At 59.6% G+C, this 12,473-nt stretch carries 14 protein-coding genes; 3 read left to right on the forward strand and 11 right to left on the reverse strand.

The features are described from left to right. Positions 1–255 precede the first annotated feature (255 nt). From FJU08_RS22855 to FJU08_RS19295, 6 genes are all read right to left on the reverse strand, one after another. On the reverse strand, positions 256–408 hold the full coding sequence (locus FJU08_RS22855) for a hypothetical protein (RefSeq protein WP_181409933.1): 153 nt from the start codon (positions 406–408) through the stop codon (positions 256–258). Positions 409–561: 153 nt separating this feature from the next. Beyond that, a complete protein-coding gene (locus FJU08_RS19275; RefSeq protein ID WP_141150679.1) occupies positions 562–1,515 on the reverse strand; it encodes an aldo/keto reductase in 954 nt (317 codons plus the stop codon). Between the two features lie 30 nt (positions 1,516–1,545). Beyond that, positions 1,546–1,986: a DoxX family protein gene (locus FJU08_RS19280; RefSeq protein WP_141150680.1), complete on the reverse strand. Its 441-nt coding sequence runs from the start codon at positions 1,984–1,986 to the stop codon at positions 1,546–1,548. Between the two features lie 33 nt (positions 1,987–2,019). Next, a complete protein-coding gene (locus FJU08_RS19285) occupies positions 2,020–2,730 on the reverse strand; it encodes an SDR family oxidoreductase (protein ID WP_141150681.1) in 711 nt (236 codons plus the stop codon). A gap of 1 nt (position 2,731) precedes the next feature. Continuing rightward, positions 2,732–3,262 carry a VOC family protein gene (locus tag FJU08_RS19290; protein ID WP_141150682.1) on the reverse strand — a complete coding sequence of 177 codons (531 nt, stop codon included), beginning with the start codon at positions 3,260–3,262 and terminating at the stop codon, positions 2,732–2,734. After that, positions 3,259–4,329, reverse strand: a complete 1,071-nt coding sequence (locus tag FJU08_RS19295) for an SDR family oxidoreductase (protein ID WP_141150683.1) — start codon at positions 4,327–4,329, stop codon at positions 3,259–3,261. The genes FJU08_RS19290 and FJU08_RS19295 overlap by 4 nt, the downstream gene beginning before the upstream one ends. Positions 4,330–4,453: 124 nt before the next feature. On the opposite strand from FJU08_RS19295, the gene FJU08_RS19300 reads away from it, so the two are divergent. The 3 genes from FJU08_RS19300 (at position 4,454) to FJU08_RS19310 (ending at position 7,457) form a co-directional block, all read left to right on the forward strand. Then, positions 4,454–5,353 carry a LysR family transcriptional regulator gene (locus FJU08_RS19300; protein ID WP_141150684.1) on the forward strand — a complete coding sequence of 300 codons (900 nt, stop codon included), beginning with the start codon at positions 4,454–4,456 and terminating at the stop codon, positions 5,351–5,353. A gap of 158 nt (positions 5,354–5,511) precedes the next feature. Then, positions 5,512–6,558, forward strand: coding sequence for a P1 family peptidase (locus FJU08_RS19305; protein WP_141150685.1), 1,047 nt, complete (start codon positions 5,512–5,514; stop codon positions 6,556–6,558). Positions 6,559–6,590: 32 nt separating this feature from the next. Continuing rightward, the gene (locus tag FJU08_RS19310; RefSeq protein ID WP_141150686.1) at positions 6,591–7,457 is read left to right on the forward strand and encodes a D-amino-acid transaminase; all 867 of its coding nucleotides are present in this window, start codon (positions 6,591–6,593) and stop codon (positions 7,455–7,457) included. A gap of 8 nt (positions 7,458–7,465) precedes the next feature. On the opposite strand, the gene FJU08_RS19315 is transcribed toward FJU08_RS19310, so the two are convergent. The 5 genes from FJU08_RS19315 to FJU08_RS19335 form a co-directional block, all read right to left on the reverse strand. Beyond that, on the reverse strand, positions 7,466–8,359 hold the full coding sequence (locus FJU08_RS19315; protein WP_141150687.1) for a LysR family transcriptional regulator: 894 nt from the start codon (positions 8,357–8,359) through the stop codon (positions 7,466–7,468). A gap of 86 nt (positions 8,360–8,445) precedes the next feature. Then, positions 8,446–9,951, reverse strand: coding sequence for a serine hydrolase domain-containing protein (locus FJU08_RS19320; RefSeq protein ID WP_141150688.1), 1,506 nt, complete (start codon positions 9,949–9,951; stop codon positions 8,446–8,448). Between the two features lie 31 nt (positions 9,952–9,982). Continuing rightward, positions 9,983–10,744: an ABC transporter ATP-binding protein gene (locus FJU08_RS19325; RefSeq protein WP_141150689.1), complete on the reverse strand. Its 762-nt coding sequence runs from the start codon at positions 10,742–10,744 to the stop codon at positions 9,983–9,985. After that, complete coding sequence (locus FJU08_RS19330; protein ID WP_141150690.1) at positions 10,741–11,571, reverse strand: ABC transporter ATP-binding protein; 831 nt, start codon at positions 11,569–11,571, stop codon at positions 10,741–10,743. The genes FJU08_RS19325 and FJU08_RS19330 overlap by 4 nt, the downstream gene beginning before the upstream one ends. Positions 11,572–11,573: 2 nt before the next feature. Continuing rightward, positions 11,574–12,473: an ABC transporter permease gene (locus tag FJU08_RS19335; protein ID WP_141150691.1), complete on the reverse strand. Its 900-nt coding sequence runs from the start codon at positions 12,471–12,473 to the stop codon at positions 11,574–11,576.

Here is a 12,473-nt window from a genome sequence, read left to right on the forward strand (position 1 = left end):
TTGACAAAGTCGTTCAGAATGCCTGTTCGGGGCGGAATAGCCGCGCCCTCCGTCGTCATCCCCGTGCTTGGTCCACGGGGATTCAGACCCTTCATAGCATTGATTATAAGAGCCTTTCGCCGTGCAGACGCACGGCAGCTGGATGCCTGTGGACCAAGCACAGGCATGACGTCAGCGAAAGGAGGGCGGTTTGTCAGCAATCTGTGCTGGTAAGCCACCGGCAGGCTCTTTTCCAATTGCGAGGAAGTTCGACGGCTACTCGGCCGCTGTCGCCATAGACCTCGAAAACGGGCTTAGTCCGACGCTTTGCGACGCGCGATAGATGCCAGCGGCATCGAACACCAGAACGGGATTGCCCGTTCTGGCAACTGCGACAGGACCGCCGCCTTCAACGTCCGGTCCCGTCATATTTTCATCATTGCCGCAATATCGCGGGAGGCGATCTTTGACAGATGTTGTTCGTCCATGAGGCGTGCGAGGCATAAGGACGAGCCCCGTCAGGCAAGGCCGGAACTTCAGATCATGCTGGCCGGGCAGCATGATCATGAAAGGATTGATCCATCAGCGCCCGGCCTCACTCAGCGCGGCAAGCTCATCTTCAGCCAGCGTCAAACCGGCCGCCCGGGCAAAGCTTTCAACCTGTTCGACAGTGGTGGCACTGGCAATCGGCGCCGTTACACCCTTGCGCGCGATCAGCCAGGCAAGAGCCACTTCCGCCGGCTTGGCAGAATGGGCAGCGGCGACCTCCTCGAGAACATCCAGCAGTTTCATGCCCCGTTCGGTCAGATATTTTTCCACCATACCGGCACGCTTGCGGCCTTTAAGATCGGCATCGGAGCGATATTTGCCGGAGAGGAATCCGGAGGCAAGACTGAAATAAGTGATCACGCCGAGGTCTTCCTTAATCGCAAGATCACGCAAGGGACCATCGAAACCGTCACGGTCGTAGAGATTATATTCCGGCTGAAGCACCTGGTAGGCTGGCAGACCCTCGGCGCTTGCAACGCCAAGAGCGCTTGCCACCATTTCCGCATCGTAATTCGATGCGCCGATTGCGCCAATCTTGCCGGCCTTTATAAGCTTGTCATAGGCGTCCAATGTTTCGGCATGGGTAACGCTGGCATCTGGCCAGTGGGAAAAATAGAGATCGATATGGTCAGTCTGAAGCCGCTTCAGCGACCGCTCGACCGCTTCGAGGATCCAGCGCCCGGAAAGCCCCTTTTCGCCCGGTCCGCCCATATCCGAGCCGACCTTGGTAAACAGCGCCACCCTGTCGCGCATGCCCGGACGGGCCGCGAACCAGCGCCCGAGGATGGTCTCGGATTCACCGCCCTTATTGCCATCGACCCAGGCGGAATAGACATCTGCCGTATCGATGGCATTGAAGCCGTGATCGATGAAGGCATCCAGCACGCGGAAGCTTTCCGCCTCATCAAGCGTCCAGCCGAAAACATTGCCGCCAAAGACAATCGGCGCGATCTCAAGCCCGGTCTTTCCGAGCGGTTTCCTGTTCATCGATCAGATCCTTTCATGATTTTCGAAGTTTCAGTGCAGCGCATGGGCAGGCGCATCGAAGCGTTTGAAGGTCTTCATGGCGAAAGCACCGGGGCCGAGAATGGCAAGCACGATCTGCATGAAGATCCACAGCATCGGGAATTCGTAGCCGCCATGAATGGCCCAGATCCCGTTCGGAACCCAGACTTCCAGTGCCGGCAGCAGGATGACCAGAAGGGCAAGCGACATGGTGCGCACATAAAGGCCGAGCACCATGCAGATGACAGCGATCACTTCCAGCGTGATATCGCCCCAGGCAAACCAGGCAGGATAGCCAAGGCCGACAAACATATGCTCCGTCGCGCCCATGCCCTGATGAATAACCTTGTAGCACCAGTGGACGCCCCAATAGAGGGCCAAAACCAGACGCATGAGAAAAATGCCGTAGGGCGTTGCCCCCTTCGCCTCTTCAAAGGCGTTGAGAAATTTCATGTTTCTTCTCCTTCAAACTCTTTTCAGACGAGGTCAGGCGATGGCCCCTCCGCCATCGACAAAGACCGTCGAGCCGGTCATGTACGGGTTCGCCATGAAGGCAAGCGCCTGTATGGCCACGTCTTCCGGCGTACCGACCCGCCCTGTTGGCAGGCGCGCTGCGGCGCCCTCAAACATCGCCTGCCGGCCATCGCCGGCAAGCGTGTCATACATCTCCGTCATGATCAGGCCCGGGGCGACGCAATTGACGCGCACGGGCGCAAATTCAAGCGCCAGACCGCGGGCCAGCCCTTCCATTCCTGCATTGATGGCGCCCTGAATGGCAGCCCCTGCTTTCGGCCGCGCCGAAAGAAAGCCGGTGGTAAAGGTCAGCGAGCCACCATCGACAATGCGGGCGGCGCGAGCCAGCCGGTATGCACCCCAGAATTTCGAATTGAACGACGCATAAGCATCCTCAAGCGGCAGGTCCCGCACCGCCGCAACCCTGGTGCTTGCGGCGGATGAAAACACATGATCAAAGGGATCACGGGTGGCAAAAAAAGCCTCCAGCATGGCCGCATCGCCGGTATCAAGAACCGTCCCTTCCACCGATCCGGTGAGGCGCGCCAGTGCCCCGGCGACCTTCTCCCGCGCGCGCGACGCGATCGTCACGGCGGCACCCTGTTCAAGTGCTGCCTTTGCCACGCCGAAACCGATACCGGATGAACCGCCCAGTACCAGCAGTTTCTGTCCTTCAAGCATCATGTCATTTGTCCTTATCGCTGCCCGGCAGCCAGCGCTCAGCCGCAGTGCCTGGGTCATAGGTCATGGGCGAAGAAAAGCGCTCGAACTCGATCAGCAAACCCCAGGGTGTCAGTCCGAAACGACCGAGATTGCCCGGCCCCTCTTCCTGACCGGTCAGCCCGTAAGGGCCTTCCAGCAGCGTGCCGCCTGCCTCCGCAAAGCGTTTTGCCGCCGCTTCGATATCATCAACGTTGATCGAGAAATGGCTGATGCCGATATCGGCGATATTGCCGCCGCCCGGCATTCCGGGCCGATCAATCTCGAAAATCTCGATATTGGCGCCATTGGCGAGACGCAGCATCGAAACGGCGACGATGGCCGTTTGGGCATTCAAGCCGTTTTTGGCAGCAAGATCCGCGCCTTTCAGCGGCGCTTTCGTCTTGTCGGTCAGCGAGAACAGCACTTCAGCACCAAAGGCTTCAGCGAAGAAGGCAACGGCCTCTTCGTGATCAGGCACGGTAATGCCGATATGTTCGATACCCCGGATGGTCATGGAATGATCTTCCTTTCGCGGAATTCGTCAAACAGACGGATGAACATCGTTTCACTGTCAACAGCCGAGGCAAAGCCAGCCTGACGGATCCGTGTGGTCGAGGAAATGACGTCCCAGTCGCAATTGAAGATGAAATCTCCAAAACCCCAGGCGGCGACCTTGTCAAAGGGCACATCGGCAAGACCGTATTTCGCCTTGATCGCGCCCCACAGCGGCGCCTTGTCAGCCATCATGGTCGCAAGACTGATCGGCATCGGCTCCGCCGGGTCCATGTCGAAATAGGCAGCGATGCGCTTCCACAGATGCGACCAGCGGAAGATATCACCATTGGTGAGGTTGTAGGCGGTATCGGCCGGTGCTTTCGTTGCGGCGAAGACGGAACCTTCCGCGAGCTGGGCAGCATCCGTCACCTGGGCCAGCTTGCCATAGCATGTGGGTGATCCCGGAAACCGCAATGGCAGGCCCAGTTCCTTCGAAATCGCTGCATAGACGGCGATCACCATGGCAAGGTTCATTGGATTGCCGATGGCAAAGCCGCAAACCACATCCGGCCGCAGCACCACGAATGACCAGGCTTTTCCCCTGGCAAAGGCCTTCAGCCAGTCCTCCTGATCATAATAGAACAGCGGCGGCATGACCCGCGGATCATCCTCATGGGCCGGGGTGGCAAAGGCACCGAGATGAGCGCCGTAATATTTCGCACCTTCATAGAGCAGGACCCGCTCCAGCGCGGGTGATACCGCCTCCGCTGCGCTGATGCAGTTTTTCAGCATCGCCAGGTTGACGTCGACCTGCGCTTTGGGATCATCAAATTCCTGATAGGCCGCATAAAACACATGGGTGAAAGGCCCGGCAGCGGCAATCGCCAACCGCGCGGCCGTCTCGTCGGTGAGATCGACCGACAGATAATGCGCCGCAGTTTCAAAATCCGGCTCCCGGCGGGACAAGGCGGTAACGGTCCAGCCCAGCCTATCAGCGAGATAAGTCACCAGATTGCGACCAATGACGCCAAGCCCGCCCGCGACCAGGGCATGCGGGTTTTGCGTTGGTGAATTTCGGTCAGGCATGTCTTGCGGTTGCTGTTGCATCAAGGTGTCCACGACTTCGTATTGTCCTGCAGTCAGAGATATATTGCGATCAGTGAAAAAGAATGCTTCAAGATTGCAAATGACTTTTCGATGGATATGAACAATGGACGATCCGAGCCTGATGCGCCTGTTCGTGGCGATTGCCGAGCGCGGCTCGCTTTCCGCGGTCTCGCGCGCCTGGGGCGTTGCGCCATCAACGGTGACGCTCGGGCTGAAGCAGCTTGAGGAGCGGATCGGTACCCAGCTGATCAACCGCACCACCCGCAGCATGGCGCTGACGCCGGAGGGCGAGCGGTTTCTGCAGGAATGCCGCCGTGTCCTGACAGATCTCGACACGCTGATGGGCAGTTTCTCCGAGGACGGGCCACTCTCGGGCACGATCCGGATGACGGCGACCATGGACCTCGGCCGTCAGCGCATTGCGCCCCTGATTGAGACATTCATGAGGCGCCACCCTGACGTCAATGTGCAGCTCTATCTCAGTGATTCCGTTGTTGACCTGGTCGATGCGGGACTTGATCTCGGCCTGCGCACCGGTCCATTGCAGAGTTCAGATCTGCGCGCCCGCCTGATCGTGCGCGGTCACAAATGTGTCTGTGCGGCACCCGCCTACTGGGCCCGGCATGGCAAACCCGCCCTTCCCGAAGACCTTGCCGGACATAATTGCATGGTCTTTGCCACGCCAGGAGAAACCCAGACAAGCTGGCAGTTTGGCAATAAGGGCAAGCGCTTCCGTGTCCGTATTCACGGTGACCGCACCGCCAATGACGGCCAGGTACTGAAGGATTGGGCGATCGCTGGCGCCGGCGTGGTGCTGAAATCAACCTTCGACATTGCCCTCGACCTTGCGGCCGGACGACTTGAGGCGGCGCTCGAGCCCTTTACGACGGAGGCGACCAATCTTTACGCCGTCTTTCCGCCGCGACAGCGTCAGCCCCGGTGGCTGGAAGCCTTTCTTGACCATCTGAGCGAGGGCCTGTCCGCCGGCCTGCCCTCAAAATAGCGCAGTCCAACCAGAGACGCGGGCTGCCTCATCAAGTGGCCGGATCTGCATCGCTCCCCCTGTTGCAAAGCCGGTATGAAACTATGCGAACTTTGCGATACCCTCGGCGCAGATCGCCCGATAAGGTCGCCTGCGAAAACAAGCATGCGGGGAAAGCAATGCAAAATCCGGCACCTATCAGACCACGAGCCCTCGGCATTGCCTTCGGCCGCCACGAGACCGGACCGCTGAACGCCATTACCGATGTTGCCGGTGTTATGGTTGGCCATGCGACCCTGATTGAAGGCGATCGCACCCGTACGGGCGCGACGGCGATCCTGCCGCATGATGGCAATCTTTTTCAAGACAAGGTGCCAGCCGGTTTCAAGGTACTGAACGGATACGGCAAATTCGCCGGCAGCACGCAGATCTTTGAGCTTGGGGAAATCGAAACTCCGATCCTTTTGACCAACACGCTTGCCGTTGGCCGCGCGATCGAGGCAATCAACCGCTTCACGTTGGAACAGCCCGGCAATGAGCGCGTCACCTCGCTCAATGCAGTGGTCGGCGAAACCAATGATTCCCGCCTCAACGATATCCGCGCACAAAGACCGAGCACCAGCGAAATGATTGCCGCGATCAAGATCGCGCGCGGCGGGCCGGTTTCGGAAGGCGCCGTCGGGGCCGGGACCGGGACCGTTGCCTTCGGCCTGAAAGGCGGCATCGGAACCGCCTCGCGCCGGGTCGCGATCGCCGGAGAAAACTATACGCTCGGCGTCCTCGTCCAATCCAATTTCGGCGGCAGTCTGCGCATCGACGGACGCCCGCATGACAATGACATTCACGCCGACAAGGACGGCTCCATCGTCATGGTTCTGGCGACCGACGCACCACTTCTGTCACGCAATCTGACCCGTCTTGCCGAGCGCTGTTTCGGCGGGCTTGCCCGCACGGGTGCCGCGCTTTCCAACGGATCCGGCGATTATGCGCTGGCCTTCTCCACCCATGAGGCCGTTCGGCGAACGCCGAAACGCCGGCGTGGTGTCGCATCGGCTGACGAGCTGGCCAATGAGAGCATCTCGCCCCTGTTTGAGGCCGCGATCGAGGCAAGCGAAGAAGCCATCATCAATTCGCTCGCCATGGCGGTCCCGATGGAAGGTTACGACACCGCCAGGGCCCGGCCCTCATTCTTTGACGCTCTGAGACTGCCCGCACAGAGCAGCTGACCCCTTTTCAATCCTGACCGAAAGGAACTCCCATGTCCGGTGAACGGACCCGCATTGTCTATCTGAACGGCGCCTTTCTACGAGAAAACGAAGCCCATATTTCCATTTTTGACCGCGGTTTTCTGTTTGGCGACGGCATTTACGAAGTCACTGCCGTGCTGGATGGCAAGCTGATCGACAGCGACCTGCATATGGCCCGCCTTGAACGCAGTGTCCGTGAGATCGAAGGCAGGCTGCCGATCACGACCGATGCGATCGTTGCTATCGAGAAGAAGCTGATCGCCGATAACGGCCTCACAGAAGGTGTCGTCTATCTCCAGTTCACCCGCGGCGCCGAGGACCGGAATTTCCTCTATTCCGACGATCTCAAGCCGACCCTGCTGCTGTTCACCCAGGAAAAAACCATCGAACATGCGGCAAGCGCCGAAAAGGGCATCAAGGTCAAGACCGTTCCTGACCAGCGCTGGGCCCGGCGCGACATCAAGACGATCTGCCTTCTGCCACAGGTCATCGCCAAGCGGGAAGCCAAAGCGGCCGGTTGCGGTGAGGCCTGGATGCTGGATGGAGACTTTGTCACCGAGGGTGCTTCCTCGACCGCCTATCTGATCACCCGTGACGGCAAGATCATCACCCGCGGCAACAGCCAGATCACCCTGCCCGGCTGCACCCGGCTCGCCATTCTGGATCTGGCGCGCGAAGCCGATCTCGCCATCGAAGAACGCCCCTTCACCTTGAAAGAAGCGCTGGATGCCGAAGAAATCTGCCTGACCAGTGCATCCAATTTCATCGCACCTATTGTTGAAATCGATGGCAAGCCGGTCGGCGAGGGAAAACCCGGCCCGGTCTATCACCGTTTGCGCGAACTCTATATCGAAAACGCCCGTAAAAACGGCATCTGAGGCAGCTCTTAAAAATCAGGGCGGGCCAGTTCCGCCCAGATCTGCTCGACAATGGCGCGCCGGTTTTCGCGCGAGCGATAAAGTCTGATATCAACGTCGATGCGCCAGTCACCCGACCCGGCCTCGACCAGCGTTCCGGTTGCAATTTCCGCATGCACCAGGCTTTCGGGTACCCAGACCACGCCCCAGCCGGCCGCAGCCATGGCCTTCAGCCCGACAGACATGCTGCCGACATGAACGCGGTTTTCAACCGGCAAGCGATCGGCCAGCGCGCCGGAAACCAGCTGCCCGAAAAACGAAACTTTCTGATAGGCGACCGAGTGAAAGCCGTTCTCGATCCTGTGCAACGGCGTCCCGTCAGGCGCGGGCGCACTGACGGGCAAAATGGTCTCGCTACCGAGGTGACAATATTCGAACTGACCCGGATCAAGCAGCATCGGCACCACGGGATGCTGATAAGTCAAAAGGAAGTCCGACCGGCCGTCGACCAGCGAGACGACATTATCCTCCAGTGAGCCGGAATCGGGCAGCATCTGCGATGCAAGCTGACCAATCCTCTGATCCAGCCGGCTGAACCAGGCCGGAAAGAAGGTGAAGGATAACGTATGCAGGGCCGTCAGCGTTACCTGCCGCGCCTCTGCCATTTCTTCCGCCTGAAAACTTTTGCGGACATCATAGAGATCCTGCAGCATCTGCGTGGCAACCGGCAGGAAACGGACCCCCGCATCTGTCAGGCGCGAGGGATAGGTGGCGCGATCGACCAGCGTCGTCCCGAGCCAGGCTTCAAGCTGCCGGATACGACGCGAAAAGGCGGACTGGGTAACATGCCGTTCCTCCGCCGCCCGGGAGAAGTTGAGCGTCGACGCCAGCGCCAGAAAATCCTCAAGCCATTTCACTTCCATAGCGCATTCCTGAGCGATAGCCCGCTATCCGGGCCGAAGCTGGCCTTCTGTAAGGCTTCAGGCGCATTTTGGCAATCGCGAACGACTTAAGCAAGACGCCGATATTCGATCATGCGGGCACGGCTCAGCACCAGTTCCAGCCGGTTCTCACCAAGCCGGTGAAGCAGGATCCGCTTTGTCCAGGGACCATCAACAAGGGTAAACAGGAAACGCCCCTTGCCCAGCGACGTCAAAGCCATGCGCTGACGAACCGGCCCAACCCCCATGATCACCGCATCGCCATCAATCTCAAGCATTGCCCCTTCCGGTGAGAGATAGCGTCCAGACAGCGCTTTCGGCACACCATCATTCACAGCCGGGCGGAAGCGGCGTTCAGCATGGCCGATGACGCCGATGATATCATCGCCGTCACGTCTGAGAAGCGCGGGCGATGTCGGCGAACGGGTTGACACAACACCGCCCTCATCGGCGTAAAGTGTATCTTCGTTATCCAGATAGGTGAGCGCCGACTTCTTAACCTCAAGCCACCACGGGCCTGTCTCGGTCACATAAATCCCGTCGGGCAGTTCGTCACTGATAACAGGCAGTGCCTCCCCGGTAAGCGCCGCCATGGTTTCCAGCGCAATCTTGTAGGCGTTAACGTCTTCGCGATTGGCAACAACGACAATACCGGTATTGCTGCTACGATCGACCAGGAAATGGCTTTTATAGCCCGGATGCGAACCGCCATGGCCGTAAAGCATGCGTGAACCGAGCGCCACCTGGCGGATACCGAGACCGTAGCCGGTCTCACGCCCGTCGGCAAAATGGCGTGACTTTGCCAGCTGATCGAAGAGACCGGCATGGCCCCCCGCCCCCATCATCAGAGCACCAACCCAGCGCGCCAGCGCTGTCACACTGCCGGTCATGCTGCCGGATGCGGAAATATGCAGGCCCGCGGCTGAAAGCTGCCAGCCCTTGCCGTCATACCAGTAGCCGGGCACGAGACCATCAACGGGATCATTCCAGACATCCGGTGCATCAAGACGAACACCAAGGGCTTTACCCTCATCGCGGATATAGTCGCGGAAGAATATGCCCCTGCGCTCCAACGCCGCCTCGACCAGCCGGTAGCCGGTATTGGAATAGGAAATTTCCGCGCCGGCGGGAAAATTCAGCCGCGACATCCTGAACAGGAATTCAAGCAGGGGACCGGATTTGGTTTCCGTAAAAACAGACAGGCCCAGAAGGGTCAGGCATTCTCGCACATCCGGCAGGCCACCGGTCATGTCGAGCGCCTGTCCCACCGTCACGTCGGAAAGTGGCGGCTGCAACTCGGGCAGATGGCGCCATAGCGGGTCTTCCAGCGCGATGACATCCCTATGGGCCAACACCAGAGCGGCGAAGGCATGTTTGGTGACAGAGGCATAGCGGACGACGCTTTCTTCCGTGAACGGCGCCCTGGTCGAGAGACTTTCCAGACCACCTGCGGTGATCACACGTGGACCGGACGCATCGAAAACGATGACTGCACCACCCGGCTCATCAGCGCCCCAGCCCGCTGAAAATCCCCTGGCTGCCTTTTCCGCCGCATTCCAGTCCAACACTGCCATGTCCTTTATCCTGCTATTGCATGAGCCCGTTTCAGGGCAATATCTCCGTCTCCGGCTCTTCAAGCTCAATGCTGAGCGCCCGCAATTCCTTTGTGTGCGGGTGCGAAACATTGCCGTGACGCAATTTCTCCGCCGTAACCTGTTCCACCATCTCACCGCCAAGCATGACGCCGACATCCGCGCACATATGGGCAACGACCGCCAGGTTATGACTAACCATAACAAAGGTGAGATTGTGTTCGCGGCGCAGCGCCACGAGAAGATTCAGGATTTCCGCCTGTACCGAGACATCGAGGGCAGAGGTCGGTTCATCAAGCAGCAGCACCTCAGGCTCGGCAATCAGGGCTCGGGCAATCGCCACGCGCTGGCGCTGACCGCCGGAAAGCTGATGGGGAAAGCGAAACCGGACCGATTGCGGCAGGGCGACATCATCGAGCGCATTGGCGATGCGCGCGTCAATCCGGTCCATGCCATGAACCAGCGGCAGTTCGCTCAGGATGCGATCAATCGTCTGGCGCGGATGCAGCGAGCCGTAAGGGTCCTGAAACACCATTTGTACCTTGCGGAAAAAGGCGCGGTCGCGCTGCGCCCCGACGGCATTGCCGCCAAAGGAAATTCGCCCCTGCCAGTCGTGATTAAGGCCAGCCATGGCCCGCAAGACCGTCGATTTGCCCGAGCCGCTTTCACCGACTATGCCGAAACTGCCGCCAGCCGGCACATGGAAGGAGACCCCTTTCACCACTTCACGGCCGGAAAAGGCAATGCGCAGGTTGTCGATATCAATGTCGATCATTTCAGCCACTCCGGATCGCGCTGAAGCACGGGCAGTTCGTCGCGCGGATGCGTGAGCGACGGCATGCAGTTCAACAGCCCTTTCGTGTAGGGATGTTTCGCCCGGGCAAGTTCGGATGCTTCAAGCTCCTCGACCACGTGGCCGGCATACATGACCATGACGCGGTCGCAGAAATGCGACACCAGCGACAGGTCATGGCTGATCATGATCAGCCCCATGCCACGCTCAGAGACAAGCCGGTCGATCAGCCGCATGATTTCCGCCTGGACGGTGGCATCCAGCGCCGAGGTCGGTTCGTCGGCAATCAGAAGTTCCGGATCTGGCGCCAGCATCATGGCGATCATGACGCGCTGGCCCATACCGCCGGAAACCTCATGCGGATAAGAAGCCGCCACTTCGCGCGGATTGCGGATCTGCACCTTGTCGAGCAGATCGATCGCCGCCTCGCGCGCTTCACGACGGCTGCCACCCTTGTGGAAACGCCAGCTTTCGGCCACCTGGGAACCGATGGATTTCACCGGATTAAGCGAATATTTCGGATCCTGCAGAATGAACCCGGCCCGTTTGCCGCGGATCTGGCGCATGCCGCGCTCATTGGCCCTGAGGATATCGATGCCGTCGAAATTGATGGCATCGGCGTCCACCTTTGCCTGTGGCGGCAGAAGTTTCAGCAGCGCCCGCGCGGTCAGGCTCTTGCCGGAGCCGGACTCACCGACGATGCCAAGCTTCTCGCGACCGAGATGCAGCGAAACGCCCTTGACCGCCTCGGAAATACCACCGGACCGCGTCGGAAACCCGATCCTGAGATTTTCAATATTCACCAGCACGATCAGTCTCCCTTCGGATCGAGAACGTCATGGAGGGCATCGCCGAGGAAATTGAAGGCGAGCGAGACGATGAAGATGGCCGCACCGGGAGCCGCCGCCACCCACCACTGATCGAAGATGAAGCGCTTGGCCGTGGCAATCATCGCCCCCCATTCGGGTGAAGGCGGCTGCGCACCCATGCCGAGAAAGCCGAGGCTGGCGGCGGTGATGATGATCGAGCTCATGTCGAGCGTCACCCGCACGATCATGTTCGGCGTGCAGAGCGGCGCGACATGATGAAAGACGATGCGCCAGTTGGATGCCCCCGTCAGCCGGTAGGCAGCGATGAAGTCCGAATTGCGCACCGTCAGCGTATCGGCGCGTGCCAGCCGCGCATAAGGTGGCCAGGCGGTGAGCGCGATGGCAAGGATAGCGCTTTCGACACCCGGTGTCAGGGCCGCAACAAAGGCAAGCGCCAGAATGAGGCGCGGAAAGGCGAGAAACACATCCGTCACCCGCATCAGCGCCTTGTCGACGATGCCGCCGAAATAGCCGGCAATCGCACCGATCGCCAGCCCGATGGGGGCGACAATGATGACCACCGAAACCACCATGCCAAGCGTAACACGGCTGCCGTAGATGATGCGTGAATAGATATCGCGACCAAGCTCATCCGTGCCCAGCCAGTATTCGGCAGACGGCGGCGCCAGGCGCAGATCGAGGTTCTGCGCGGCGGGATTATGGGTCGCCAGCAGCGGCGCGGCCAGCGCCATGAAGAAGAAGAGAAGCACGATGACAAGGCCCATCATGCCGAGCGTATTATGGCGCAGTGACAACCAGATACGATAGCGGTTGGCCCAGCTGGCCTGTCGTCGCGACGTTGGCGCTTCATCAAGCAGCCAGTCGGAAAGTTTTGCAAACAT

It is taken from the genome of Martelella alba (genome assembly GCF_006516955.1).
GTDB classification, from domain to species: domain Bacteria; phylum Pseudomonadota; class Alphaproteobacteria; order Rhizobiales; family Rhizobiaceae; genus Martelella; species Martelella alba.

Bases quoted from the DNA above. Each gene is read 5' to 3' on its own strand.
- FJU08_RS22855 (WP_181409933.1), bottom strand. From the start codon at position 408: ATGACGGGACCGGACGTTGAAGGCGGCGGTCCTGTCGCAGTTGCCAGA.
- FJU08_RS19275 (WP_141150679.1), bottom strand. From the start codon at position 1,515: ATGAACAGGAAACCGCTCGGAAAGACCGGGCTTGAGATCGCGCCGATT.
- FJU08_RS19280 (WP_141150680.1), bottom strand. From the start codon at position 1,986: ATGAAATTTCTCAACGCCTTTGAAGAGGCGAAGGGGGCAACGCCCTAC.
- FJU08_RS19285 (WP_141150681.1), bottom strand. From the start codon at position 2,730: ATGATGCTTGAAGGACAGAAACTGCTGGTACTGGGCGGTTCATCCGGT.
- FJU08_RS19290 (WP_141150682.1), bottom strand. From the start codon at position 3,262: ATGACCATCCGGGGTATCGAACATATCGGCATTACCGTGCCTGATCAC.
- FJU08_RS19295 (WP_141150683.1), bottom strand. From the start codon at position 4,329: ATGCCTGACCGAAATTCACCAACGCAAAACCCGCATGCCCTGGTCGCG.
- FJU08_RS19300 (WP_141150684.1), top strand. From the start codon at position 4,454: ATGGACGATCCGAGCCTGATGCGCCTGTTCGTGGCGATTGCCGAGCGC.
- FJU08_RS19305 (WP_141150685.1), top strand. From the start codon at position 5,512: ATGCAAAATCCGGCACCTATCAGACCACGAGCCCTCGGCATTGCCTTC.
- FJU08_RS19310 (WP_141150686.1), top strand. From the start codon at position 6,591: ATGTCCGGTGAACGGACCCGCATTGTCTATCTGAACGGCGCCTTTCTA.
- FJU08_RS19315 (WP_141150687.1), bottom strand. From the start codon at position 8,359: ATGGAAGTGAAATGGCTTGAGGATTTTCTGGCGCTGGCGTCGACGCTC.
- FJU08_RS19320 (WP_141150688.1), bottom strand. From the start codon at position 9,951: ATGGCAGTGTTGGACTGGAATGCGGCGGAAAAGGCAGCCAGGGGATTT.
- FJU08_RS19325 (WP_141150689.1), bottom strand. From the start codon at position 10,744: ATGATCGACATTGATATCGACAACCTGCGCATTGCCTTTTCCGGCCGT.
- FJU08_RS19335 (WP_141150691.1), bottom strand. From the start codon at position 12,473: ATGTTTGCAAAACTTTCCGACTGGCTGCTTGATGAAGCGCCAACGTCG.